Genomic DNA, 25,687 nt, shown 5'->3' with positions numbered 1-25,687 from the left:
CGCGACGCTTTGGGTTACCGCTGCACGATGGACCCTGAAACAAGTTCAGGGTGACGGGGGGTGGGAAGGCAAGGTTAGCCACGGATCGCGGACGAACAATCGCCCTAAGCCCCCTACTCCGCCGGCTGCGCCAGCCGCGCCTCGATCGCGCCGCGCAAGTCCCGGCGGCGACCGAAGTGGAACACCGCTTCGGCCAGCACGAACAGCGGCCCGATCAGCAGGCCGCGCAGATCGTCGAGGAACGCGGGCTTGCGCCCTTCCCATATGTGGCCAAGCAACTGGAACAGCCAGCCCGCCACGAACAGCCCCAGCCCCCAGCCCAGCCATGTCGCGGCGTCCTGCTCGGCCAGCTTGCCGCCGATCACCTTGCCCACCGCCAGCAGCACGGCCATGCCGCAGGCCAGCCGCCGGTCAAGCGTGAAGTAGAAGCAGCACACCGCGACGATGGCGAGATCGACGGCGGCCAGTTCCACCCCGCCGATCTGGAATCGGAGCCGCGCCAGCAGCACTTCAACCGCCAGCACGATCATCGGAATGCCAACCATGTGCGTGGCGACGTTGCGCCGGTCGCGATGATAGGCCGCATATTGCGCCAGATGGCGCACGAGCCGTTCGGACATCTTTTTCTCCCGCCTGCATGATAGCGCAGCGCGGGAATTGGGCCAGCGAAGTTTGCGCCCCTGCACCCGGCGCTACTATCGCTGCCCGTGGGCTTGCAAGGTGCCTTCGGGGCCGCCAATCAGGCCCGATGCGAATTGCTCTTTTCGAACCGGAGATCGCCGGGAATGTCGGCGCGGTGCTGCGCCTGTGCGCGTGCATGGGCGCAGCGGTGGACCTGATAGAGCCGATGGGCTTTGCCTGGGACGACCGCCGGGTGCGCCGCACCGCGATGGACTACATCGACCATGTCTCCGTCACCCGGCACGCCGGCTTCGACGCCTTCCTGGAAACCGTGGGCACGGCGCGGCTGGTGCTGTTCACCACGAAGACGGACACGTCGGCCTACGGTTTCGCCTACCGCCCGGACGACATCCTGCTGTTCGGCAAGGAAAGCGCGGGCGTCACCCCCGCCGTGTCGAAGGCGTGCCATGCCCATGTGCGGCTGCCGATGCGGCCCGAAGTCCGCTCCATGAACCTCGCGACATCGGCGGCGCTCGCGCTGGGAGAGGCGCTGCGCCAGACTGGCGGCCTGCCCGGATAAGGGACGAAGCGTTTTCCTACATCCTTCGCAGGCGCTATGATCGGGGCGGCTCTTTCTCATCCCGATCCGGCGGCACGGCTCCACCCTCAAGTACATGCCTTTGGACAGGCGGCTGGCGCATGGGTTTCATCAACTTGCAGGGCATGCAACCGTCAGCGCATGCCGCCAATTCCCTTGCATTTCGGGTGCCCGGCGCGTAATGGCCGCCGGTCCCGAAAGGCCCATGGCTCAAGGGGCGCCGCGAACGGCATCCGGTCGCCGCGGCAGTTCGGCTTCTTTGGCCCGCTTTCCTGCAATGGTGCAGGCGCGGAGAAAAGACCGGCGGAACCAACCGCCAGGCCGGAAAATCGAACCAAGGAAATGTCTTAATGGCAACTGCTGCCAATCCGACCCGCGACGATTTCGCGAAGATGCTCGACGACCAGCTCGGCGGCGTCGCCGATGACGGCTTCGAAGGCCGCGTCGTCAAGGGCACCGTCACCGCGATCGAGAACGACAAGGCTGTCATCGACGTGGGCCTCAAGAGCGAAGGCCGCGTGTCGCTGCGCGAATTCGCTCGTGGCGAAGACGACCACGGCCTGAAGGTCGGTGACGAAGTCGAAGTCTACGTCGATCGCGTCGAGAACGCCGACGGCGAAGCCATGCTGTCGCGCGACCGCGCTCGCCGCGAAGCCGCGTGGGACAAGCTCGAAAACGAATTCGGCGAAGGCAAGCGCGTCGAAGGCGTGATCTTCGGCCGCGTCAAGGGCGGCTTCACCGTCGATCTCGACGGCGCCGTTGCGTTCCTCCCCGGCTCGCAGGTCGACATCCGCCCCGTGCGCGACGTCACCCCGCTGATGGACGTGCCGCAGCCCTTCCAGATCCTCAAGATGGACCGTCGCCGTGGCAACATCGTCGTGTCGCGCCGCGCCGTCCTCGAAGAAACCCGCGCTGAACAGCGCAGCGAGCTGATCGACAAGCTGAGCGAAGGCCAGGTCATCGACGGCGTCGTCAAGAACATCACCGACTACGGTGCGTTCGTTGACCTCGGCGGCATCGACGGCCTGCTCCATGTCACCGACATGAGCTACAAGCGCGTCAACCACCCGAGCGAAGTGATCGCCATCGGCGACACCGTGAAGGTGCAGATCATCCGCATCAACTCGGACACGCAGCGCATCAGCCTCGGCATGAAGCAGCTGGAAAGCGATCCGTGGGAAGGCGCAGGCGTCAAGTACCCGGTCGGCGCGAAGCTGCAGGGCACTGTCACCAACATCACCGAATACGGCGCCTTCGTGGAGCTGGAAGCCGGGATCGAGGGCCTCGTCCACGTTTCGGAAATGTCCTGGACCAAGAAGAACGTCCACCCCGGCAAGATCGTCTCGACCTCGCAGGAAGTCGAAGTGGTCGTTCTCGAAGTCGATTCGGACAAGCGCCGCATCTCGCTCGGCCTGAAGCAGGCTCAGCAGAACCCCTGGGAAGCGTTCGCAGAACGTCACCCGGTTGGCTCGCAGGTCGAAGGCGAAGTCAAGAACGCGACCGAATTCGGTCTGTTCATCGGCCTGGACGGCGACGTGGACGGCATGGTCCACATGTCGGACATCGCATGGGGCATCTCGGGCGAAGACGCACTGGCCCTGCACCGCAAGGGCGAGCAGGTTTCGGCCGTGGTTCTCGACGTCGACGTCGAGAAGGAGCGCATCTCGCTCGGCATGAAGCAGCTTGAGCGTGGCGCTCCGGCAGCTGGCGGCACCGGTTCGTCGGCGGAAGGCAACCTGCGCCGCGGCCAGGTCGTCACCGTCACCGTTCTCGAAGTTCGCGACGGCGGTCTGGAAGTCCAGGCTGGCGACGATGGCGCCACCGGCTTCATCAAGCGTTCGGACCTCGGCCGCGACCGCGACGAACAGCGTCCCGACCGCTTCCAGGTCGGCCAGAAGCTGGACGCCATGGTCACCGGTTTCGACCGCTCGAAGAAGCCGAACTTCTCGGTCAAGGCCCGCCAGCTGGCCGAAGAGAAGGAAGCAGTCGAGCAGTACGGTTCGTCGGACTCGGGCGCTTCGCTCGGCGACATCCTGGGCGAGGCTCTGAAGAACCGTTCGTAAGACCGGTCCGAGCCTCACCTCACGGTGAGACAGTGAAGGCCCGCCCGGAGCGATCCGGGCGGGCTTTTGCTTTTATTGGGGGCCTTTTCGTTCACCAACTTGCGCCAGGGTTCCCGCATCTGTCGCATGGAGACGTTCTTGCCCCTCACCCATCGCCTGAAATCCGCCATCGCGCTGGGTTTGCCACTGCTGTTGGACGTTGCCGCGCCGGTGACGGTGGTTGCCGCACCTCTGCCCCCGCCAGCGCCCGCAGCAGTCGCCACGCCGACGCCGGAAGAGCGCGACACGCTCTATCCGTTCTACATGCCGATGGGCCACCTGCGCGCACCTGCCGTGACCTTGCGGATCAAGTGCGATGCGTCGCGTGCGGCGGGCAGGGAAGTCTACCAGGGCCGCAGCGCCGACTCGCTATATGGCCGGGTAGAGGGCGGGTACGAGTTCATCTACGATGCGCTCGATTCCGCCGGAAAGCCCTGCGTCTATCCCTTCGCACCGTGGATGCCGCAGATCGTCGGGTCGCCTGACGGCACGCAGTATATCCTGCGCTCCTCGATGTCCGGCCACCGGGTGACCTTCCGCACCGCCGACGAATGGGCGGCAGTCGACCTTCGGCTGTTTTCGATGGGAACCGCCCGCGCCCATTTCGAGATGCGCGACGTGGAGCTAGATTTTCCCGGCGCCATCCAGCCGATGGGCGCGCTGCATCTCGAGGTGGTCGATACGAAGAAGCCGGGGCTGTTCACCGCCGTCGTGCGCCGTTCGAAGATTTACGGCGGCAAGAATGCGCTGTTCGTACCGAACGGCCAGACGATGCTCTACGTCGAGGACAGCGACATCGCCGGAAACGTGGGCACCAATTTCGACCAGCAGCACACCACCTACATCAACGGCACCCTCGTCTCCCACTTCCGCAACACCGTGTTCCACGGCCAGCGCGCTTACGAGAACCTAGCCAGCGGGCACCAGTTGAAGGACAAGGTGTACCTGCGCGTCTACGAGAACGTCACGGTTTCCAACGTGCCGCAGCATTCGACGCCCTCGGCGATGCCGCTGGTCGATGCGACGGCCTTCGGCTTCACCTGGGCGGACGGGCTGCGCCTGGAACGCGTGCAGCCTGCGCAGGATCCGCGCGACACCCTCGTCGATCTGCGCACGGACATTCGGTACGCAGAGGCGGACAATTATCCGTGGAGCGGTGTCGCCGATGCGGAGTGGCGCATGCCTGCCGATCCGCTGAAGGCGCTCGACAAGGTCTACCTGTCGGTCTTCGTGAATACGTCTGTCGAAAGCTTTCGCAGCGAACCGCATGTGTTCGCTCTGCGCCGCACTGGCCAGGCGATCGGCGCGGATGGCACGCATGTCGACGGCGAAGGCAGCACCGGGCCGGCGCAGCAGCGCATGATCTCGCTGGCTTTCGGCACCTCCGGCACGTTCGACAAGGTTTATGCCCGCACGGCGGATGCGGGATGGACGTATGCCGACCCGGACCTGCCTGAAGACGCCCGGTGGGTGCTCGACCGCGACGCCTTCGTCCGTCATGCACTGGGACTGATCGGCAGATAAGTCCGAAAGATTTTTTCGCCGCTTTTCACGCCCGAATTTCGCAAGCGTTTCAGCCCTTTGTACCGAAAATGAAGCGAGCATGAGGGCGGCGCGACTCCAACGTCATTGAACCTCCATATAACTGTCGCGATGCAGCCATATTAGCCGCCCCAAGGCAGTCGCGGACTGCTGCAAAAGGGTGGAATTTCAACATGATGACCAAGTTTGTCCGCGCGACGCTGCTCGCCGGTTCGATGCTTGCAGGAGTAACCGGCGGAAATGCATGGGCCGACGCTCCCGCCGCCGATGCCGCTGCCGACGCAGCCGCCGATTCCGGGCTGGGCGATATCGTCGTCACCGCGACCAAGCGCGAGACGAACCTCCAGGAAACCCCGATCTCGATGAACGTGGTGAACCAGGCGGCGCTCAAGGATCGGCACGTCCAGAGCCTCTACGATCTGGCCGACGGCGCCGTACCATCGCTGCGCGTCGCCACGTTCGAGGCCCGCCAGAGCGCGCTGACAATCGGCATTCGCGGCATCGTGCCGCTAGATGCCAACCAGCCGGCCCGCGAACAGGGCGTGGGCATCTATGTCGACGGCGTCTACATGGGCCGCCAGCACGGCCTGAACGCGGCGCTGTTCGACGTCGAGCGCGTGGAAGTGCTCAAGGGGCCGCAGGGCACCCTGTTCGGCCGCAACACCGAAGGCGGCGCGCTGAGCATCGTCAGCAAGGCGCCCACCGGCGAATTCGGTGGCCGCATCGACGGCGGCCTGGGCAACTATGGCGCCTACAGCACATCGGCCCACATCGATCTGCCCAAGTTCGCAGGCTTCTCGGTCAAGCTGGACGGCGTGCTACAGCATCAGGATCCGACCACCAAAAACCCGCTGGCGGGCCAGGCCGGCTTCAACCAGTACCACCGCAAGGGTGGCCGCGTGGCCGTCCGCTGGCAGCCGACGAGCACCATCACCAACGACTTCTCCTATGACGTCGCGCGCGATGAGAACACGCCTTTCTACAGCCAGCTGCTGAACTACAACCCCAACGGTTGTGCTGCCGGCACGCAGGCGTCGCATGCCGCATGCACCCTGCCGGGGACACAGTATACCTCGCTGACCGGCACCGTGCGCTCGCTGCTGCCGGGCGTGGTCGTCAACGGCGACACGCGCATGAAGGTTGCCGACATCGGCGTTCCGCAGCAGGTCAGCGTGGACAAGACCCACGGCTTCACCAACACCTTGAAGTGGGAAGCCACACCCGAAATCGAAATCCGCTCGATCACCGCATGGCGCGGCGTCGACGCCACGCAGTGGGACAATTCCGGCGGCGCGCACCGTCCGCCGGTGGTCAACCTGACTTCTGCCTGCACCCAGGCGGCACCCTGCGCCTTCAGCCGCTACAGCCTTGCCGACTTGCGCCAGCGCCAGTTCAGCCAGGAGCTGCAGGCCGTGGGCACCGCGGGCAAGATCGACTACGTTGCGGGCCTGTTCTACTTCAACGAGCACGTCAGCGACGATGCCGCCACGCCGAACTCGAACGGCGTGTATCTGAACGCGGCAGGTCAGCCGGTCTACACCATCCTCGACCCCTGCACCGGTTCGGGCGGGTTCGGATCAACGGTCGGCTGCCGCTCGATCGACCGGGCTTCTGAAGTCTGGTCGAAGAGCTACGCCGCGTATGGCCAGATCACCTACAACGCCACCGAGCAGCTGCATCTGACGGTGGGCGGCCGCTACACGCATGACGAGAAGGAAGGCGTGCTGCACTTCTCGCGCAATGTGAACTACGACACCAATCCGCCCGCAGCCAGTGTGGGTTACAAGCCTCTCGACGCGAAGTGGAACCGCTTCAACCCGATGGCCACCGTCGCATACGACGTGAACGACGATCTGCACGTCTACGCCAAGTACGCGACCGGGTACCGCGCCGGCGGTGCCAGTTCGCGCACTTCCAACTACCAGTCTTTCAACCCGGAAGACGTCAAATCCTATGAAGTGGGTCTGAAGTCCGACTTCTGGGACCACCGCGCCCGCTTCAACCTGGCCGGTTACATCATGGACCGCAAGAACAGCCAAGTCGACATCAGCTCGATCCAATTCGTGGGTTCCAGCAGCTTCAACAATCTGGTCACGATCAACGCACCCGGCATCACCAAGATCCGCGGCATCGAAGCGGACCTGACGCTGGAGCCGGTCGAAGGCCTGACGCTGAACGCCTCTTATGCCTATACCTACACGAAGATCCCGCCGGTGCTGATCACCGCGACCGACCCTGCGGGCCGTTCCACCAGTGTCTACCAGCAGTTCTACATCGTGTTCACGCCCCGCAACGCAGCCAGCGGCTCCATCGACTACGTGCTGCCGATCGGCGCTCAGGACACCAAGCTGAAGTTCCACGTCGACGGCAACTACTCGCAGGCGACGCAGGCCTTCGATCAGTTCGCCACCAAAAACGACGCTTCGCTCATCTTCAACGGTCGCATCTCGCTGGCAGACATCGGCGTGGGCAACCAGAAGCTGACACTGGGCGTGTGGGGCCGCAACATCTTCAACGAACAGTATGTGTTCCGTCGTGACCCGTCGAACAGCCTGCCCGGCGCACCGACGACCAACGTCACCACCGGCAGCATCGGCAACGTCATAGGTGACTACGGCAACTTCAACGCGCCGCGCACCTTCGGCATCGACGCCAGCGTCGCGTTCTAAGTACATTCCCCGGTTCGGAAGAGCCGGGGAAGACCGCCGCGCAGGCGGAAAGCAGGCCGGCACGATGGGCCTTGCTTTGCACTCACCCTGCGTGGACGGTTCCTGAATCGGCGTGATGCCTCCCCCGCGTCACGCCGGTTTTGTTTTTGGTAGAGGTGGGAGCGACGCGCTGCCCGATGCAGACGTCCGCTTCAAACTGCCAAGAAGGTCGGTCCCACGCAGAGGCCCAAAGGTGCGAAGTTCCCGACCTGCGGCGACGTCGCCTTCCTTTTCAGCGATGCGTTGGGCTGGCCGTTGAAGTCAGAAGCCCCAACTACGCCGGCAAAGTCACCACCACACGCAGGCCGGGCGCGGCGTCTTCCAGCATCAGGGTACCGTGATGCAACCGCACGATTGCGTCAGCCAGCGGCAGGCCCAGACCGTGTCCGCTGCCTTCGCCACGCTCCAGCCGGCCGAACCTGCGCATGACCAGCTGGCGCTGAGCGGCGGGAATACCCGGCCCGCCGTCCGTCACCACCAGCACCGCGCCGGACACCTCACGCGCAACGGACACGCGAATTCGGGTGCCGTTGGGCGTGTGGCGCACCGCGTTTTCCAGCAGGTTGAGCACCAGCTGCGACAGCATCTGCCGGTCGCCGACAAGTCGCGCAGGATCGCTACGTTCGACGACGATGCGCTGGTCCTGCTCCTCTGCGAGCGGTCGTACCATCTCGACGATCTCCTCGGTCAGTTCGGAAAGATCGAGAGGGGCGAACCCGGCGCGGCGCGATCCGTTCTCGATCTCGGCAATGCGCAACATGGCGCTGAACATACCCAGCAGGTCGTCCACCTGCTCGCGCGCTTCCAGCAGGCGGTCACGCACGGGCGCGGCTTCCGGGCTGCTTTCGATCAGCGCCAGTTCGTTGCGCAGGCGCGCCAGCGGTGTGCGCATCTCATGCGAGATATTGTTGGAAACGTTGCGGATCTCCCCCATCAACTGGCCGATGCGGTCGAGCATGCGGTTGAAGACCGCCGCCTGCTGATCGAATTCGCCCCCGTCGCCGGACATCGGCACGCGATGGGACAAGTCACCCTCGATGATCGATTCCGCAGTCCGGCGCGCTTCGTCGATGCGGCGACCGACCAAGCGGCGAAATGCGATCAATCCGGCCAGCACCACCAGCACGATCGCACCGAATCCGGCGATGTAGATGCGCCGCCGCATGGTGAAGTAGTTGTCGATCGGCTCGGTTTCGGCAAAGACGGCCAGACGCATCCCGCCGCCGACTTCGCGGACCAGCACCCGGCCCTGGCTCAGGCCGACGATCCTGTCCCCCTGCCCCAGCGAGGAATAGCCCAGCGGCAGCTTCCGCGAAAAGCGGGCATTGCCGGCGATCGGCTTTCCTTGCGCATCGCTGAGGAGGACGCCGAGATCGCCGGTATCGCGCTGGCGCGTCAGTTCCAGAATGTGCGCAATCAGTTCGCTGCGGTTCGCTTTGGTGCCCGGCGGAACCAGCGCATCGCTTTCGGACCTGATGCGTTCGTCCACCAGAACACGCACCATCGACAGCGTGGCGAAGAACGTGCCGAAGCCGGCGAGCGCCGTGACCGTCAGGAACAGCGCCAGGAAGACGATGGTCAGCCCGCGCAAGGATCGCGGCAGCGGCCTCATGCGCGCAGGGTATAACCCAGCCCGCGCACGGTGGCGATGGGATCGTCGCCGTGCTGCAGCAGCTTCACGCGCAACTGGCGGATATGGGCATCGACGATGTTGGTGGTGGGCACCACATCGCGGCCCCAGATCCGCTCTATCAGCATGGGCCGCGTCACCACCGTCCCGGCGTTGCGCGCCAGTTCGAGCAGCAGCTTGAACTCGGTCTGCGAAAGCGCCAGCGGCTGGCCGTCCCGCCAGCCCGTCAGGCGGGACGGACTGATGACGATGTCGCCTGCCGCGATGGTGTCGGTGCCCTGATCGCTGGTCCGCCGTGCCCGCAGCAGGGCGTTGAGGCGGGCATTCAGCTCCGCCGGATCGACCGGTTTCACCACGTAGTCATCCGCGCCGGCCTCCAGCCCCTCGACCTTGTCCAGCGTCTGCCCCAGCGCGGTGAGCATCAGCACCGGCATCGTCATGCCATCCTCGCGCATCCGGCGCACCACTTCCGGCCCGTCCATCCCCGGCATCATCCAGTCCAGCACCACTGCATCGACAGGCAGGCTGCTGAGGAGGGAGAGCGCCTGCGGCCCGTCGAAGGCAGCGTGCACCTCATGGCCGAACTGCGCCAGTTGCCGGGCAAGCTGGCGCTGCAACTGGCGATCGTCTTCGATCAGGAGGATATTGAGACTCATGCCGACCGATCCGGGATGCAGAACTATCCCCGTCCCCTAGCATGGTGATCCGTGCGAACAAGCTTGGCCGCCAGGTTTCGCCGCAGCCCCCCCTGCTTAGCTGGCCTTGGTCATGTGGAAGATGCCTGTCGCGTTGCCGCTGTCGAACGACAGGTCCAGAAGACCGGTATCGGGATCGACGTCGCGACTGATGAATTCATAGAACGAGCCAGGCACCGTCAACTGCCGCTCTCCTTCCGGCGTGCGGAAAGTGCGGGTCACCATGTCGGCGCGATAGGCCGTCTGGCGCACGCGTCCGGTGCGGGAGAACTCGACCTTGTCCTTCATGGGCCGATCCAGCGATTTCTGCCCATCCGACAGGGCGACGACGTCGGGCACGCGGTCGGTCGCATGGTTGAAGGCATTGCCTTCCGTCGCGATCCACGCCGCTTCCCTGGAAGCGAACAAAAGGTCTTCGTAATCGGACAGCATCGGCGCCGGATGCTGGCGCCCGAATGCGCCCACGATGGCGGGAAGCGCCGCCGCAGCATCGCCAAAGAGCAGTTCCTCGCCGGCGGCGAACCGCGCCAGCGCATCCATGGCAGGCGTATCGAGCGGATCTACGGAGGCATCGAAAACACGATGGGCGGCAGCGGTGAACTCTGCATCGAACTGATCGACGTGCAGCTCGCTGACGAAGAACTGGGGGATCGTTTCGGGAAAATCGCGATGGCGATATGCGCGCCCGGTCATGCGCAGAGTGGGGAGCGGATATAGCGCCGCATCCTCGTACCCCAACGGCTCCAGGATGCGGCGGAACGCCAGTTCGCCGGCAGGCAGCGCGCCTGTCGGCCCCTGCGCAAAACGGATGGTGCGTATCGCGCCGTGGTCGAACAGGACGCTGCCCTGCGATGCGCGCACATCGGCGACATAGGCCGCGCCGCTTGGCACGCGGTCCAGCAACTGTGCGAACAGCACCATGTTCAGCGCGGCCGCAAAAGTCGCGCGCGATATGTCCTGTGCAGGCGCAAAAGGCACCATCGGCTGCAGCAATGCGCTAATTTCGCTGGCGCGCTGTTCGCCCAGCACCGTTGCGGCAAGCGCCTCCACCATGTCGGGATCCTGTTTCGTCATCGTCTCTCGCCTTCTCTGTTCAGGGATGTGGCAGGTATCCGGGCGTTCGTCCATCGCGGTGGCACTTGTCGGTTTTGCGATTGACGAGGCGCGCTGCGCATCGGCAGACGACCGCCGAAGTCGCATTGCCAGGAATTCCCATGACCAGCTCCGATGCCCGCTCCGATCTGCCGCAGACCGGCATGCTCGATACCGATCGCCGCCATTTTCTCGAAGGTCTCGCGGCGCTGGGGGCGGCAACCGCGACCGTCGGCGCAGCGGCACCGGCAGCGCAGGCGCGCCCGGTCGGCCGCACCTCCCGTGCACCCGTCAGCGACGCGCGACTGCGTGAAGCTATCGACACGGTGGTGGTGATCTATGCGGAAAACCGCAGCTTCAATAACCTGTTCGCCGGTTTTCCCGGCCTGCAGCAGCCGCTTTCGGCGGTCCCTGCGGAACGCGCCGCCCAGCGCGATCGCGATGGCAAGCTCCTGCCTATGCTGCCGAAAATCTGGGAGGGTCTCGCCCCGGAAAAGCAGGTCGTCGATCATACGGAGTACCTGATCGGGCCGGACGATCTTGCCGCCCTGCCCAATGCGCCGTTCGCGCTGAAGACGCCCGATGGCGATCCGCTGCCCCACGGCGTTGTCACCCGCGATCTTGTCCACGCGTTCTACAACAACCAGCTGCAGATCAATGGCGGACACAATGACGGTTTCGTCGCCTGGGGGGACAGTGGCGCGCTGGTGATGGGCCACTATGGCGACACGCGCGCCCAGTTGCGGCTGTGGCAGATCGCGCGGGAATTCACCTTGTGCGACAACTTCTTCATGGGCGCGTTCGGCGGATCGTTCCTGAACCACCAGTACCTGATCGCCGCGCAGCCTCCCTTCTACCCCGATGCCGACAAGGGCCCGCCCGCCCGCAAGATCGCGCAAGTGGAGGGCGACGATCCCAAGGGCATCCGCCTCAAGCTGGAGCCGAAGACACCCGCCAGCGCAATGGACGGCCCGGCCAGCTTCGTCCCCAGCACTCTGACGCCGGATTTCTGGGCCGTGAACACGATGCTTCCGCCCTACATGCCCAGTTATCTGCCCGATCCGGACAAGCCGGGCTATGCGGACTGGTCAAACGGCAGCACTCTGGTGCCGCAGGATCACCGCACCATCGGCGACATGCTCTCCGCGCGCGGAATCGGCTGGGCCTGGTACGCGGGTGCCTGGGGCTCGGCGCTGGGCAAGGACGCTTCGTTCCCGTCACGCCCGAATCTGCAGCCGCATCATCAGCCGTTCAACTACTACTCGCGCTTTGCCCCCGGAACCCGGGACCGCGAAGAACACCTGCGTGACGGCGGCGAAGGCAGCACTTCGCGCACCAACCGCTTCCTTGCCGACGCCGAAGCGGGCCGTTTGCCGCCGGTCAGCTTCTACAAGCCGCAGGGCAACCTCAACATGCATGCGGGCTATTCGGATGTTGATGCGGGCGACCACCACATCGCGGCGGTGATCGACACGCTGCGCTCCAGCCCGCAGTGGGACAAGATGCTGGTGGTCATTACTTTCGACGAAAATGGCGGCTGGTGGGATCATGTAGCGCCGCCGAAGGGTGACCGCTGGGGCCCCGGCACACGCATCCCCGCCGTCATCGTCTCTCCCCATGCGCGTAAGGATTTTGTCGATCACACGATCTACGATACCGGCTCCATCGCGCGGTTCCTGACGCGGCGATTCGGTCTGGCCAAGTTGCCGGGGCTGACCATGCGGGAAGAAGCGATGCGCGCTGCGGGCGGCATGCCGCCCGGCGACCTGACCGCGGCGCTGGATCTGTAGTGCCGGATTAGACAGACGTCTGCCAAGTTGCTTCGATTTCGATCAGACGGCAACCGATGCGCCGGCGGGTGCATCCCGCTGCTGCCTTCTTTGAGGCATAGCTCCATTAAGAAGGAAGAACAGCACCGTCACCCACTTCCACGCGAAATGACTATGTCTTTCGCCCCAGGGTGTAATGGCGTGGATTTGCCATCATCACAAACGAAGGAGCTATGGCGCACCTGCCGTTAGTTAGTTTTCCTAACTAAAATCTTGTAACGCCGTCGCACCGCTCCGAGGATCGGCTTGACTTCACCCTATAACCAACAAGGGTAGTCGCTGCCACGAAAGATCGACGTGGTTGCGCCCGATCAACATCGGAAGTCGCAGAGCAGCGGTGGCCTAAAAACCGCAGAAAATCTGCCGTTCTCCAAACATTCACTGATAGCCGGTCAGGTAAGTGGCGGAGAGGGTGGGATTCGAACCCACGGTACGGTTACCCGTACACTGCATTTCGAGTGCAGCGCATTCGACCACTCTGCCACCTCTCCGCTAGAAGTTGTGTGCGGTGGAAACTGGTTCCACCGGGTCGGGAACGCGCCGTTAGCCGACCTTTTCGTGCTTGCCAAGCCCTCATTTCACTTTTTCGGGAACAGCCGGGTCGGCTCGCTTGTTTGGACCCCACAGGAAACCTATATTCCGCCTATGAACAAAGCGTCCTTTTTCTCCCCGCAAGCCGGCCGCGTGATCGACGCACCGCTGAGGACGCGGGCGCGGTTTGCGATCGGGGATGTGGTCCGGCACCGTCATCACGACTTTCGCGGCGTCATCTTCGACATCGATCCCGTGTTCGCAAACAGCGAGGAATGGTACCAGTCGATCCCTGAAGAGGTTCGCCCGCGTCGCGACCAGCCTTTTTACCACCTCCTCGCCGAGAGCGAGGATTCGAGCTATGTCGCTTATGTCAGCCAGCAGAACCTGACCGGCGACGGTGAAAGCGGGCCGGTGGACCATCCCTCGCTGTCCCAGATGTTCGAGGATTACGACGAAGGCCGCTACCGCCTGCGTCGTGGTCTGGCGCACTGAACACCGACAGCGACGATCCGGACTACATCAGCGGTGGAGGTTGCGGGCAGTTTTCCGCGGCCCCTGCTCCGACCAACATCGCAGTGATCGCCGCCGCCGGCACCGGCCGGGATAGCAAATATCCCTGAACCTCCGGGCACCCTACCTTGCGCAGGAAATCGAGCTGAGCCTCGGTTTCCACGCCTTCTGCCGTGAGGCGCAGGCCGTTTGCCCTTGCCAGCCCGACAATCGCCTCGACTAGCGCGGCGCCGGGTACGGTGTCCACCGCGTTGACGAACGAGCGGTCGATCTTGATGCGATCCACTGCAAAGTCGCGGATGTGGCTCAGTGAGGAATAGCCCGTACCGAAATCGTCGAGCGCGCATGCCACGCCCAAGCGGCGGATTTCAGACAGCGATCGGGCCACTTCACCCGACGCTGCCATGAGCGCCGTCTCCGTCAGTTCCAGCTCCAGCCTTTCGGGGTCGAACGCACCCGGCGCGCCTTCGGCCAGAACGTGCCGCACTGTTTCGACGAATGCCCGGCTGCGCAACTGTATGGGCGATACGTTTACCGACACCCGCAGGCTGGGCCACGCATGCGCGTCTTCAACGGCGCGGCGCAGAACCCATTCGCCCAGCACGGTAATGAGGCCGGTCTCTTCCGCCGAGCGGATGAAGTCAGCCGGGGCAACGAGGCCCTGCTCGGGGTGCTGCCAGCGCAACAGCGCCTCGACGCCAACGATGCATCGGCCTTCGACCGCCCAGACCGGCTGGTAGTGGACTTCCAGCTGATGATCGCAATCGGCCAGCGCCAGCCGCAGTTCGCGATAGGTCTTTTCGCGCGAGCGGACGTCGACATCCATTTCCGGGGCGAAGAACACGAAACGGCTTCGTCCATCGGTCTTCGCCTTGTAGAGGGCAATGTCAGCCTTTCGCGTCAGTTCGGTGCTGTCCAGTCCGTGCGACGGCGCGACGACGACGCCGATGCTGCCGCCGATGAAGGCCTGCGACCCGGACAGGTCGAAGGGGCGTTCCAGTTCGGCGATGATGCGCGTGCAGATCCGCTCGATCGCGTCGAGCCCCTCAGGCTCGGCGATGAGGATAGCGAATTCGTCGCCACCCAGCCGGGCGACGAAATCATAGCCCCTCACCTCGGCGCACAGACGGCTGGCGACCTGCCGGATCAGCGCATCGCCCGCAGGGTGGCCCAGCGTATCGTTGACCTGCTTGAACCGATCGAGGTCGATGTAGAGCAGCGCCAGCAGCGACTTGTGGCGGCGGGATCGCGAAAGCGCCTCGTCCAGCCGCTGTTCGAACATCGCACGGTTGCCCAGTCCCGTCAGACCATCGTGCATCGCCCGGTGCTGCGCATCGACGCGGCTCTCCTCCAGGTCGTGCGTGCGCCGGGCCAGCCTTCCGGCCAGCAGGAATACCACGACCGTGACGAGCAGCAGCACAACCACCAGCACAGGGCCCAGCGCGGCGATCACATGGCTGCCGGGCGCAAACGGATGCCACAGCATGTAGCCGACGGCGCGGCCTTGGCGGTCGCGCAGCATGACCGAGCGCAGATTCTCCGAACGGGAGACGGAAGTGACAAAGCGCGCGCCGGACAGGCCGTACTGCTCGCTGATCCCGGCGAAGAATTCGGCGTCGAGATAGATCAGGGCGACATGCAGCGGCTCTGTTCCGGGCGCCTGCCGCAAGGCGCCGCTGTCGGTGACGATGGGCTTGACGCTGACGATTGCGGGGCGGCCATGCACCGTCGCGATGTCCGCTTCGCCGGATGAAAGCATGTCGACGTCTGCGAGGCTGCGTTTACGGATCGAGGGCGACCGGCGCAGCGCGGCAATGAGCGGTGCGGCAGCGTCCTGCACCGCGATGAAGCTTTCAGGCCGCGCCCGCTTGCCCTCGCGCATGGCGTAGAGCGCCTTCCCCCCGGCGTCGAGGACGTAGACTTCATCTATGTCAGCATAATTCTCGAACCAGATGCCGAGGTTCTGGTCCAGCCATTGCGGATCGACAGGCTGTCTGCGCACTTCGCGCAGTGCATCGTCCCACACGGTGGACGATTCCTGCGCATGAGCCAGACGGGCCATGCTTTGCGTCAGCATCAGCGAAACGATGGCGCGATCCCGGTCGCGTGCGATGCGGTCCACTTCGCGCCCCGACCATTCCAGCAGACCAAGGGTCAGCCCCAGCACGCACATCGCGGCGACCCCGATCGGGACGGTGAACCGCGCGATCGTCTGCTTGCGATTTTCTGTCAGGGCGGATCGAGGCACCACCGCTTCTGATTGGCACCGCAGCAGATAAGGATTTATTAACGAAAGGTGAGATCCGGCGCCGAATTTGCGCCGATCTGGCGGCAAAAGCACGCCCGGAGCAACTCTTGGCCGAGCGCGGTGTTGGCCTTCGTAGCATCCGACACAACCGACCAACTGGAGCGAACGAATTGCCCGACAACCCTTTTGACCAGCCTGCCGACAAACCGCACGATCCGATGAACGAAAAGCATTCCCCGCCCGGCACGCGCAAGGGTGTCAGGAAAGCTGTCTATCTGGCGATCGCGCTGCTGGTGATGTTCCTGGCGGCGATCGGCATCAGTTCAACGTCCATCGGCGTGCTGCAGCGTCCCGGTGCCGATCCCGGCGCCGTGGACAAGGCGCCCGCAGACTGACAGGCGCCTTCGGGGCTGGGCTTTTCGCTCAGCCCTTGAGCTTCCAGCCGGAGCGCAGCACGAGGAACACTGCCATGGCCATTGCGGCATCCAGCAGTCCGATGCCTAGCGCGCTGTGCAGCACGGCCATGTTGGTGTCGCCGATGTCGCTCTGCCCCAAGAAGCCGAAGCGGAAACCCGAGATCACGTAAAAGAACGGGTTCACGCGGCTGATCGCCTGGAATGCAGGCGCGAGGTTGTCGATGACGTAGAACGTGCCCGACAGCAGCGAAAGCGGCGCGATCACGAAGTTGGTCACCGCCGCATTATGATCGAACTTCTCCGCCCAGATCGAGGACAGCAGCCCCAGCAGCGCGAGGAATGCCGCACCGCCGATGCCGAACCACACGACCGCCCATGGGTGCGCCATGGACAGGTCCACGCCCGGCCACAGCAGCATCGCCAGCGTCAGCGCCAGTCCCACCAGCGCCGCGCGGGTCACCGCGGCGCCGACCATCGCCACCATCAGCTCCGCCTCGGTCAGCGGCGGCATAAGGTAATCGACGATCGTCCCCTGCACCTTGCCCGCCAGGAACGAGAAGCTGGAATTGGCGAAGGCGTTCTGCATCATCCCCATCACGATCAGCCCCGGCGCCACGAAGGTCGCAAAGTTGACGCCCAGCACCTGACGGTCGCCGCGGCCCAGCGCCACCGAGAATATCACCAGGAACAGCATCGTGGTAATCGCCGGTGCCCAGATCGTCTGGGTCTGGACCTTGAAGAAACGGCGCACCTCCTTCATATAGAGGGTCTTGAGCCCCTCCCAGTTGACCTGGTGGATCAGGGGTTCTCCCTTTGCCGGAAAGCGGCTTGCCACGGCGCCATCGGGATCGAGTATCCCGGCGGTATCCGGAAGCGGGTTGTCCGGGAGCGCAGTCGAATGGGGTTGATCGGCCATGCACCGGCGACTATCGGCTGATGCCTTCCGAGGCAAGCGGCGCCTGGAAATCAGGGACGATTCTTCATGTCGTCCCGCATGAACGATGGAACTGGAATGAGCTGGACTGACGAGCGGATCGAGAAGCTGACCAAGATGTGGGAAGGTGGTTCCACCGCCAGCCAGATCGCGGACGAACTCGGCGGCGTCAGCCGCAACGCGGTGATCGGCAAGGCCCACCGCCTTGGCCTCAAGGCGCGTCCTTCCCCGGTCAAGGCCAACGAGAAGCCGGCGCGCCCTGCCGCGCCCGCCGCTCCGAAGAAGCCCAAGCCCGCCGATACCGTGCCTCCGTTCAACACCAGCGCGCCCGAACCGGCACCCGCACCGCGCGTCGAGCCGCCGGTGGTCCGCGCCGCCGCTCCTGCCCCGCAGCCGCCCGTGCAGCGCGCAGAGCCCTCCCCCGCTCCGGCAGCCGATGCTGCGCCCGCTGCGCCGCCGCAGCCGCGTATCGTCTCGGTCGGTCCGGGCGGCTTCCTGCGTCAGGGCCCCGGCGATCAGCAGCAGCCGATCCCGCCCGCGCCGCCGCGCCGTCTGGTGCCCGCGAAGCCCAGCGCCGAGGTTGCCGACAAGACCAGCCTGCTCGATCTCAACGACCGCATCTGCCGCTGGCCGATGGGTCACCCCGGCGAGCCGGACTTCCACTTCTGCGGCGACAAGGTGAACCCCGGTTTCCCCTATTGCGTCGAACATTGCGGCCGCGCCTATCAGGCCCAGCTGCCGCGCGGTGCCCGTCGCGCCCCGCCGCCGCTGCCCTTCGGCGGTCCCCGGGTCCGCTGATCGTGCGTGCAGGGATGAAGGCTCGCGCGGCGCTCGCTCTTTTCGCGGCGCTGCCCGTGCTTTCGCCCGCACTGGCACAAGACGCCGCGCCGGTCGCTCCGACGGCAACGCCGGAAGCTCCTGCCACCCAGGCTCCCGCACCGGTCCCGGCGGAATACGTCTACGTCGCGCTGACGGTGCCGCAGGGCGTCATCACCCTCGCACTCGACAAGACGCATGCACCGCTGACGACGGCCAACTTCCTCAAGTACGTCGATGCGAAGAAGATGGACGGCGCCGTGTTCTACCGTGCCATGCATCTGGAGCACGACCCCGAACATCAGGGCCTGTTGCAAGGCGGCGTGCGCAACGCCGCCAACCTGCTGCCGCCCGTCGCCCATGAGCCGACGAGCAAGACCGGCATCGGGCACGTGGCCGGTACGGTGTCGATGGCGCGCTTCGCCCCCGGTTCGGCACGGGCCGATTTCCTGATCCTGCTGTCCGACATGCGTGCTCTGGATGCAGAGGACGGCAATCAGGGCCAGGATCCCGGCGCCGGTTTCGCCGCCTTCGGCCACGTCGCCTCGGGCATGGACGTGGTAAAGGCGATCTGGAACCAGCCCCGCTCCGCCACCAAGGGCGAGGGTGTGATGAAGGGCCAGATTCTGGAGCAGGACGTGAAGATCATCACCGCCCGCCGCACCAAGGCGCCTGCAGAAGGGGCTTAGGGCGTTACCCCGGCGCCTTCTCCCGCAGCAGCGGGACGAGGACAGCGTTAAGGGAATTCACGTCGAGCGCCCCCGCCTTGGCATAACGCAGCACACCGGCACGATCGATGACGAAGTTCGTCGGCACGCCCTCCAGCGGTCCATATCCGCCGGTAACCTTGCGGGCGGAATCCATCTCCATGGCCTTGAAAAGCTGCCTGAGCCGGAACGCGGGCAATGACCCCTCGGTGGTGATCGCAAAAGCCCTCATCCCGTGCTTGCGCTGTGCTTCGTAATAGGCGTCCAGCATGGGCAGTTCGGTGCGGCATGGAACGCACCACGTCGCCCAGAAATTGAGCACGACCACTTGCCCGCGCATCTGCGCCAGCGTGACCTTGCTGCCATCCATCAGCGTGATCTCGAAATCGGGCGCCGGCTGTCCGACTACCGGCCCCGAGGCCTTCCTTGCCTTGCCATGGACCGGGCCCGCCATCAGCGCGGCGCACATCATCACGGCCGCGATCAACGCCCCTGCCCCATTCGTCTTCATGCTTGCCCCCGATGCCCTTGCGGCACCGCTAGCCTATCGGCCTGAATAGTTGGGAGCAATCGCGACCGTTGCGAGATGAAAGAAATGTAATCACCTTGCCGCAGGTGGTCTATGCGGCCTTCGGGGGCTTCTCGTCCCGCCGCAAGGTCAACACTTCCACGCTGTCTGCGGTCACCGCCACGGTATGTTCGAACTGCGCCGACAGCTTGCGGTCGTTCGTCACCACGGTCCAGCCGTCATCCTCGGTCGAAACCTTGCGCGTGCCCTGATTGATCATCGGTTCAATGGTGAAGGTCATGCCTTCGCGCAGCAACACCCCGGTGCCGCGCCGCCCGAAGTTTAGCACCTGCGGTTCCTCGTGCATCTCACGACCGATGCCGTGCCCGCAGTATTCGCGCACCACCGAATAGCCGTGGCGCTTCGCGTGCTGCTCGATCGCGAAACCGATGTCGCCCATGCGTGCGCCGGGCCGGACCTGCCTTATGCCCTGCCACATCGCCTCCTGCGCCACCTTGACCAGCCGGCGCGTGGCGGGCGGCACGTCGCCCACGATGTAGGTCTTGCTGGAATCGGCAATGAAGCCGTTTTTCTCCAGCGTGATGTCAAGGTTGATGATGTCGCCCGCGCGGATCACCTCGTCCTCATTGGGCACACCGTGGCAGACGACATGGTTGATCGAGCAGTTGAGCACGTACTTGAAGCCGTACTGCCCCTTGCTGGCGGGACGCGCCGACAGGTCGTGCGTGATGAAGCGTTCCACCATATCGTTGACCGTCATCGTCGACAGCCCGGCAAGATCCTGCCCGTCGAGCATCTCGAACACGGATGCCAGCAGCCTGCCGGAAATGCGCATCAGCGCCAGTTCCTCCGCCGTCTTTATCATGTCAGGCCGCCGTGGCGATTGCGGCCACGCCCTGCAGTTCCGCCGCCTGCATCTGCATCTTTACGATTTCGGTGAACGACAGGGCAGGATGGGCTTCGGCCAGCATGCCGATCTTCATCCAGAACTCGGCCTGGGCATTGATGGAGCGGCACATGACGGTGCTGGCCCGGCGCACGTCCTCGTGCAGGTCTTCGGCGATTTTTACGATACCCATGGAAGGCTCTTTTAGTTGATATGCAAAACGTATATGTTTCATATGCTCGACCGTCAATCGCCATCCGGTTGAACGCAGGTATTCCTGCAAGTGAAAAGGGGCCGCGCTTTCGCGCAGCCCCTTTCCTGTTTCCTTGCGGATCGTGTTGCCGATCAGTCTTCCTTAAGGAAGGCCGGCATGTGGTTGGGATTGCCACCCTCGCCACCGCCGTCGCGGCGCGGACCACGGTCACCGCCACCGCGCGGACCGCGATCGCCACCGCGACCACCGCCGTCACGGCGCGGGCCACGACGGTCGCCACCGCGATCGCCACCGCCACGCGGGCCACGATCGCCGCCTTCACGCGGTTCGCGGGGCGGACGGGTGTCTTCCAGCTCGGCGCCGGTTTCCTGATCGACGACGCGCATCGACAGGCGAACCTTGCCGCGCTGGTCGATTTCCAGGACCTTGACGTAGACTTCCTGACCTTCCTTGACGACGTCGGTCGGCTTTTCCACGCGCTCGTTCTTCATTTCGGAGACGTGGACGAGGCCGTCCTTGCCACCCATGAAGTTCACGAAAGCACCGAAGTCGACGATGTTGACGACCTTGCCCTGATAAATCTTGCCGACTTCCGCTTCCTCGACGATGCCGAGGATCCACTTCTTGGCGGCTTCGATCTGGGCGATGTCCGAGGACGAGATCTTGATCACGCCTTCGTCGTCGATGTCCACCTTGGCGCCGGTTTCCGCGACGATTTCGCGGATGACCTTGCCGCCGGTGCCGATGACGTCACGGATCTTCGACTTGTCGATCTGGATCGTCTCGATGCGCGGTGCATGCGCCGACAGTTCGGTACGCGACGAGCCAAGAGCCTTGGTCATCTCGCCCAGGATGTGGGCGCGGCCAGCCTTGGCCTGCTCCAGAGCCTTCGCCATGATCTCGCGCGTGATGCCCGCGATCTTGATGTCCATCTGCATCGTGGTGATGCCGGCTTCGGTGCCTGCGACCTTGAAGTCCATGTCGCCGAGGTGATCTTCGTCACCCAGGATGTCGGACAGGACGGCGAAGTCCTTGCCTTCCAGGATCAGGCCCATGGCGATGCCCGAGACCGGGCGGGCCAGCGGCACGCCGGCGTCCATCATCGACAGCGAACCGCCGCAGACGGTGGCCATCGAGGACGAACCGTTTGACTCGGTAATGTCCGAGAGAACGCGGATCGTGTAGGGGAAGTCTTCCTTCGAAGGCAGCACCGGGTGCAGCGCGCGCCATGCCAGCTTGCCGTGGCCGACTTCGCGGCGGCCCGGCGCGCCGAAGCGGCCCACTTCGCCCACCGAGTAGGGCGGGAAGTTATAGTGCAGCATGAACGACGAATACGACAGGCCCTCGAGGCCGTCGATCATCTGCTCGGCGTCCTTGGTGCCCAGCGTGGTGGTGCAGATCGCCTGCGTTTCACCGCGGGTGAACAGCGAGGAACCGTGCGTGCGCGGCAGGAAGCCGACGATCGCCTCGATCGGGCGGACCTGCTCCAGCGTGCGGCCGTCGATGCGCTTGCCGTCCTTGAGGATGGCGCCGCGCACGATTTCCGCTTCCAGCTTCTTCATGGTCTTGATGGCGACCATCTGCGTCTGCGGGGTTTCGTCCGCGAACGCTTCCTTGGCCTTGGCGCGCGCCGCGTTGAGGGCGTTCGAGCGCTTCGACTTGTCGGTCAGCTTGTAGGCGGCGGTGACGTCCTTGCCGACGGCCTTCTTGAGCTTCGCCTTGATGTCGGCGGTGTTGTCCGACAGGTCGACGTCCCAAGGCTCCTTGGCGGCCTTTTCAGCCAGGTCGATGATGAGGTTGACGACCTTCTTGATCTCGTCGTGCGCGAACACGACGGCACCCAGCATCTCTTCCTCGGTCAGCTCCTTGGCTTCCGATTCGACCATCATCACGGCATCGCCGGTGGCGGCGACGACGAGGTCGAGGCGACCGTCCTTGAGGGCGACGTCCTGCTTCGGGTTCAGCGTGTATTCGCCATCGACGAAGCCGACGCGCGCGGCGCCGATCGGGCCCATGAAGGGAACGCCCGAGATGGTGAGCGCAGCCGAAGCGGCGATCATCGCGACGATATCGGCTTCGGTTTCGCCGTCAAAGCTCAGAACCTGGGCGATGACGTTGATTTCGTTGTAGAAACCTTCGGGGAACAGCGGGCGGACCGGACGGTCGATCAGGCGGCTGGTCAGCGTTTCCTTTTCGGTCGCGCCGCGCTCACGCTTGAAGAAACCACCCGGAATGCGGCCGGCGGCCGAGAACTTTTCCTGGTAGTGGACGGTCAGCGGGAAGAAGTCCTGGCCTTCCTTCACCGACTTGGCGGCAGTCACCGCGCAGAGCACCACGGTCTCGCCGTAGGTTGCGAGGACGGCGCCGTCGGCCTGACGGGCGATGCGGCCGGTTTCGAGGGTGAGGGTCTTGCCGCCCCACTCCATGCTTACGGTCTTTACGTCGAACATTTTCGAATTCCTTGACCCACAGGCCCTATTGCCTTGCGGGGCTTACTGCCGGGGATACCGTCCCGGTCCGGTGCGGGGCTTTTTCGTCGCCCCTGGGCTTCCAGCGCCGAATTGCGAGGATGCCCGATGTTTCGCTGGCGGGCTATTACCACGCCTATTGTGACAAATGCAAAACGGCCCGCCGAAGCGGGCCGTAGCTTGGTCTTACTTGCGCAGACCCAGCTTCTGGATGAGCGAGTTGTAGCGCGCCACATCCTTCTTCTTCAGATAGTCCAGCAGCGAGCGGCGCTTGTTGACCATGGCCAGCAGACCGCGACGCGAGTGGTTATCCTTGTGGTGAGCCTTGAAGTGCTCGGTCAGGTTCTTGATGCGCTCGGTAAGGATCGCAACCTGGACTTCCGGGCTGCCCGTGTCGCCAGCGACGCGTGCGTTGTCCGTGATGATGTCCTGCTTCTTTTCAGCGGTAACCGACATTTCATTTACTCCGCGACATCGGATAGGTTGAACCCCCGAACGACGCGGACCTCGTGGTCCGTAAGCTGCACCAGCGCCACGGGGGTCGCCCCCTCGAACCCGCAATACAGCCCGTCTTCATGGGGCATCCCGGTGAGAACGCGGCCCTGTCGGACCGCCCCTGCCTGCTCCGGGGTGAGGTCGATGGCCGGGATGTCGTCCAGCCCCGCCTCCAGCGGCAAGAGTATCTGCTCAAGAGGCGCGCCCTTACCGAATTCGTTCAATTTGTCCAGCGAAATCGCGTGGGACAGGTCGAACGGACCCGCCTTGATCCGGCGCAGAAGGGTGACCGTGCCGCATGTTCCCAACGCCCGCGCGATGTCCCGCGCAAGGGAGCGAATATACGTACCTTTGGAGACGTGGGCGACAAAAGTCGCGCCTTCCGCTTCATCGAAACGCAGCAACGCGAGGTCGAAGACGGTCACGGACCGCGACTTCATCTCCACCTCGACGCCTGCGCGCGCCAAGTCGTAGGCCCGTTCACCGTCGATCTTCAGCGCCGAGTACATCGGCGGCACCTGCTCAATGGGGCCGGTGAAGCGCTCCAGCACCGCCTTCGCCTGCTCTGCCGTGGGCCGCACCTCGCTGGTGGCGATGACCTTGCCCTCAAGGTCGAGCGTGTCCGTCTCCTCGCCGAAGCGCACGGAGAACTCATAGATCTTGCTGGCGTCGAGCATCCGCCCGGTCAGCTTGGTCGCCTCGCCCAATGCCACCGGCAGGATGCCCGAGGCCAGCGGATCGAGCGTGCCGCCGTGCCCTACTTTAACCTTCTTGCCGTAGCCCGCTTCGCGCAAGTTGCGCTTCACCGCGGCCACCGCCTGCGTCGAGCCGAGCCCCAACGGCTTGTCGAGAATGATCCATCCGTGCGCCATCACGCGTCCTTTCGCCATGCCAGCTTGCGCGCATGTTCGGCCACCGCCTGCGGCCACAGCACGCACAGGGCGTCGAAGTTGTCGCGGTCCCCGGCATAAAGAGCGCGGATCGCCTCTTCGTAACCGGGCCGGTCGCCGGCCATGACGGTGAGGAAACGGCAGGCCGCGTCCAGGCACTCACGCTCACTGCGGCCGGCCCGCATGGCGCCCTCCACCAGCTTACGCAGTGTGGTGGAAGCCCCGCCCGGCTGCGCCGCCAGCCATTCCCAGTGACGCGGCAATAGCGTGACCTCACGCGCCTCCACCCCCAGCGAGGGCCGTCCACGCGGGCGCGGCGCGGCAGGTTCCGCCAGATCGAGATCGACCTGTGCGCCGGTATCGTCATCGAAAGCCAGCAGGTCGCTGCTGCGCGCCAATACACCGAGATCGCGAATGGCCCCGACGAAATCCGCCGGAGAACCGCGCGCGATGACTTCGTCCTTGTAGAACACGGTAACGGGCATGATCATCCTTTCGGACGCGTCCATACATTTACCCGGATTTTATTGTCAATATATCCGGGCTAAATTTGGCCGTCTTCTATCGCCCCAACGCCTCACTAAAATGGCGGCGGCATAGGGCCACGTAGCGGTCATTGCCGCCTATCTCGGTCTGGGCGCCTTCGCTCACCGCGCGGCCCGTGTCGTCGACGCGCAGATTCATCGAGGCCTTGCGTCCGCAGTGGCACACCGCCTTCAGTTCCACCAGCGTGTCGGCAATGCCCAGCAGGACGCCTGCGCCGGGGAACAGTTCGCCCTGGAAGTCGGTTCGCAGGCCATAGCACAGCACCGGGATGTCGGCCTTGTCGGCGATGTCGGCGCATTGCCAGGCCTGCGCACGGGTAAGGAACTGCGCCTCGTCCACCAGCACGCAGGAGATCGGCTCCACCGCATGGGCGGCGCGCACCTGATTGAGCAGGTCGGTCTGCCCGCCGAAACGATGTGCCGAAGCGTGCAGGCCGATGCGGCTTTCTATCGCATGGTCGGCGCCGAGCCCTTCGCTGCGGTCGTCGATGGCGGCGGTCCACAGCATCGTGCGCATGCCGCGTTCGCGATAGTTGAAATCCGCCTGCAGCAGCGTCGTCGATTTGCCCGCGTTCATGCTGGCATAGTAGAAATAGAGCTTGGCCATCGGTTGCTGGGGATAACACCGCCCGGAAAGCCGCGCACGGTCTTTCCCGGGCTTCTCCCCGGCTCGATTGC

23 protein-coding genes and 1 tRNA gene are annotated in these 25,687 nt (G+C 64.5%); 9 read left to right on the top strand and 15 right to left on the bottom strand.

The window, feature by feature from the left end; genetic code table 11:
• Window positions 1-113: 113 nt before the first annotated feature.
• A complete protein-coding gene (locus tag GGR40_RS00445) occupies window positions 114-620 on the bottom strand; it encodes an Mpo1 family 2-hydroxy fatty acid dioxygenase (protein ID WP_429274235.1) in 507 nt (168 codons plus the stop codon).
• 128 nt (window positions 621-748) lie between these two features.
• Between GGR40_RS00445 and GGR40_RS00440 the strand changes: the two genes are divergently transcribed.
• The 4 genes from GGR40_RS00440 (at window position 749) to GGR40_RS00425 (ending at window position 7,532) form a co-directional block, all read left to right on the top strand.
• Window positions 749-1,201, top strand: a complete 453-nt coding sequence (locus GGR40_RS00440) for a tRNA (cytidine(34)-2'-O)-methyltransferase (RefSeq protein ID WP_429274234.1) — start codon at window positions 749-751, stop codon at window positions 1,199-1,201.
• 368 nt (window positions 1,202-1,569) lie between these two features.
• On the top strand, window positions 1,570-3,282 hold the full coding sequence (gene rpsA, locus GGR40_RS00435) for a 30S ribosomal protein S1 (protein WP_429274233.1): 1,713 nt from the start codon (window positions 1,570-1,572) through the stop codon (window positions 3,280-3,282).
• A gap of 138 nt (window positions 3,283-3,420) precedes the next feature.
• Window positions 3,421-4,845: a hypothetical protein gene (locus tag GGR40_RS00430; RefSeq protein ID WP_429274232.1), complete on the top strand. Its 1,425-nt coding sequence runs from the start codon at window positions 3,421-3,423 to the stop codon at window positions 4,843-4,845.
• A gap of 191 nt (window positions 4,846-5,036) precedes the next feature.
• Complete coding sequence (locus tag GGR40_RS00425) at window positions 5,037-7,532, top strand: TonB-dependent receptor (RefSeq protein WP_429274231.1); 2,496 nt, start codon at window positions 5,037-5,039, stop codon at window positions 7,530-7,532.
• A 313-nt stretch (window positions 7,533-7,845) separates the two neighbouring features.
• Here the strand turns inward: GGR40_RS00425 and GGR40_RS00420 are convergent, their stop codons facing one another.
• From GGR40_RS00420 to GGR40_RS00410, 3 genes are all read right to left on the bottom strand, one after another.
• The gene (locus tag GGR40_RS00420) at window positions 7,846-9,183 is read right to left on the bottom strand and encodes a HAMP domain-containing sensor histidine kinase (protein WP_429274230.1); all 1,338 of its coding nucleotides are present in this window, start codon (window positions 9,181-9,183) and stop codon (window positions 7,846-7,848) included.
• The gene (locus GGR40_RS00415) at window positions 9,180-9,857 is read right to left on the bottom strand and encodes a response regulator transcription factor (RefSeq protein ID WP_429274229.1); all 678 of its coding nucleotides are present in this window, start codon (window positions 9,855-9,857) and stop codon (window positions 9,180-9,182) included. The genes GGR40_RS00420 and GGR40_RS00415 overlap by 4 nt, the downstream gene beginning before the upstream one ends.
• A gap of 96 nt (window positions 9,858-9,953) precedes the next feature.
• The gene (locus GGR40_RS00410; RefSeq protein WP_429274228.1) at window positions 9,954-10,970 is read right to left on the bottom strand and encodes a 2-oxoadipate dioxygenase/decarboxylase family protein; all 1,017 of its coding nucleotides are present in this window, start codon (window positions 10,968-10,970) and stop codon (window positions 9,954-9,956) included.
• Window positions 10,971-11,110: 140 nt separating this feature from the next.
• On the opposite strand from GGR40_RS00410, the gene acpA reads away from it, so the two are divergent.
• Entirely contained in the window at window positions 11,111-12,778 is a 1,668-nt protein-coding gene (gene acpA / locus GGR40_RS00405; RefSeq protein WP_429274227.1) for an acid phosphatase, read from the top strand.
• A gap of 440 nt (window positions 12,779-13,218) precedes the next feature.
• On the opposite strand, the gene GGR40_RS00400 is transcribed toward acpA, so the two are convergent.
• Window positions 13,219-13,308, bottom strand: a tRNA-Ser gene (locus GGR40_RS00400).
• A gap of 154 nt (window positions 13,309-13,462) precedes the next feature.
• Between GGR40_RS00400 and hspQ the strand changes: the two genes are divergently transcribed.
• Complete coding sequence (hspQ, locus tag GGR40_RS00395) at window positions 13,463-13,843, top strand: heat shock protein HspQ (RefSeq protein ID WP_429275186.1); 381 nt, start codon at window positions 13,463-13,465, stop codon at window positions 13,841-13,843.
• Window positions 13,844-13,865: 22 nt separating this feature from the next.
• On the opposite strand, the gene GGR40_RS00390 is transcribed toward hspQ, so the two are convergent.
• Window positions 13,866-16,109, bottom strand: coding sequence for a putative bifunctional diguanylate cyclase/phosphodiesterase (locus GGR40_RS00390; RefSeq protein ID WP_429274226.1), 2,244 nt, complete (start codon window positions 16,107-16,109; stop codon window positions 13,866-13,868).
• A gap of 170 nt (window positions 16,110-16,279) precedes the next feature.
• Here GGR40_RS00390 and GGR40_RS00385 point away from each other — a divergent pair, with 170 nt between their 5' ends.
• Complete coding sequence (locus GGR40_RS00385; protein ID WP_429274225.1) at window positions 16,280-16,504, top strand: hypothetical protein; 225 nt, start codon at window positions 16,280-16,282, stop codon at window positions 16,502-16,504.
• Window positions 16,505-16,532: 28 nt separating this feature from the next.
• Here the strand turns inward: GGR40_RS00385 and GGR40_RS00380 are convergent, their stop codons facing one another.
• Window positions 16,533-17,441 carry an ABC transporter permease gene (locus GGR40_RS00380; protein ID WP_429274224.1) on the bottom strand — a complete coding sequence of 303 codons (909 nt, stop codon included), beginning with the start codon at window positions 17,439-17,441 and terminating at the stop codon, window positions 16,533-16,535.
• A 96-nt stretch (window positions 17,442-17,537) separates the two neighbouring features.
• Here GGR40_RS00380 and GGR40_RS00375 point away from each other — a divergent pair, with 96 nt between their 5' ends.
• Entirely contained in the window at window positions 17,538-18,257 is a 720-nt protein-coding gene (locus GGR40_RS00375) for a GcrA family cell cycle regulator (RefSeq protein ID WP_429274223.1), read from the top strand.
• 14 nt (window positions 18,258-18,271) lie between these two features.
• Window positions 18,272-18,964 (top strand): peptidylprolyl isomerase, encoded by a 693-nt coding sequence (locus tag GGR40_RS00370; RefSeq protein WP_429274222.1) that lies wholly within the window; start codon window positions 18,272-18,274, stop codon window positions 18,962-18,964.
• 4 nt (window positions 18,965-18,968) lie between these two features.
• On the opposite strand, the gene GGR40_RS00365 is transcribed toward GGR40_RS00370, so the two are convergent.
• The 8 genes from GGR40_RS00365 to GGR40_RS00330 all read right to left on the bottom strand — a co-directional run bounded on the left by GGR40_RS00365 (window position 18,969) and on the right by GGR40_RS00330 (window position 25,616).
• Complete coding sequence (locus GGR40_RS00365) at window positions 18,969-19,454, bottom strand: TlpA family protein disulfide reductase (protein WP_429275185.1); 486 nt, start codon at window positions 19,452-19,454, stop codon at window positions 18,969-18,971.
• A 148-nt stretch (window positions 19,455-19,602) separates the two neighbouring features.
• Window positions 19,603-20,376, bottom strand: a complete 774-nt coding sequence (map, locus tag GGR40_RS00360; protein WP_429274221.1) for a type I methionyl aminopeptidase — start codon at window positions 20,374-20,376, stop codon at window positions 19,603-19,605.
• A gap of 1 nt (window position 20,377) precedes the next feature.
• Window positions 20,378-20,590 carry a ParD-like family protein gene (locus GGR40_RS00355; protein WP_429274220.1) on the bottom strand — a complete coding sequence of 71 codons (213 nt, stop codon included), beginning with the start codon at window positions 20,588-20,590 and terminating at the stop codon, window positions 20,378-20,380.
• 152 nt (window positions 20,591-20,742) lie between these two features.
• The gene (gene pnp, locus GGR40_RS00350) at window positions 20,743-23,061 is read right to left on the bottom strand and encodes a polyribonucleotide nucleotidyltransferase (protein WP_429274219.1); all 2,319 of its coding nucleotides are present in this window, start codon (window positions 23,059-23,061) and stop codon (window positions 20,743-20,745) included.
• 204 nt (window positions 23,062-23,265) lie between these two features.
• On the bottom strand, window positions 23,266-23,535 hold the full coding sequence (gene rpsO, locus GGR40_RS00345) for a 30S ribosomal protein S15 (protein ID WP_008993704.1): 270 nt from the start codon (window positions 23,533-23,535) through the stop codon (window positions 23,266-23,268).
• 5 nt (window positions 23,536-23,540) lie between these two features.
• On the bottom strand, window positions 23,541-24,446 hold the full coding sequence (gene truB / locus GGR40_RS00340; protein WP_429274218.1) for a tRNA pseudouridine(55) synthase TruB: 906 nt from the start codon (window positions 24,444-24,446) through the stop codon (window positions 23,541-23,543).
• Complete coding sequence (locus tag GGR40_RS00335) at window positions 24,446-24,949, bottom strand: DUF2239 family protein (RefSeq protein ID WP_429274217.1); 504 nt, start codon at window positions 24,947-24,949, stop codon at window positions 24,446-24,448. Before GGR40_RS00335 ends, truB begins: the two co-directional genes overlap by 1 nt.
• Window positions 24,950-25,025: 76 nt before the next feature.
• On the bottom strand, window positions 25,026-25,616 hold the full coding sequence (locus GGR40_RS00330; protein ID WP_429274216.1) for a thymidine kinase: 591 nt from the start codon (window positions 25,614-25,616) through the stop codon (window positions 25,026-25,028).
• Between the last annotated feature and the right edge of the window lie 71 nt (window positions 25,617-25,687).

Source organism: Novosphingobium gossypii, from assembly GCF_050433305.1.
Lineage (GTDB): Bacteria > Pseudomonadota > Alphaproteobacteria > Sphingomonadales > Sphingomonadaceae > Novosphingobium > Novosphingobium gossypii.
This window is presented reverse-complemented; position numbering and strand designations above follow the sequence as displayed.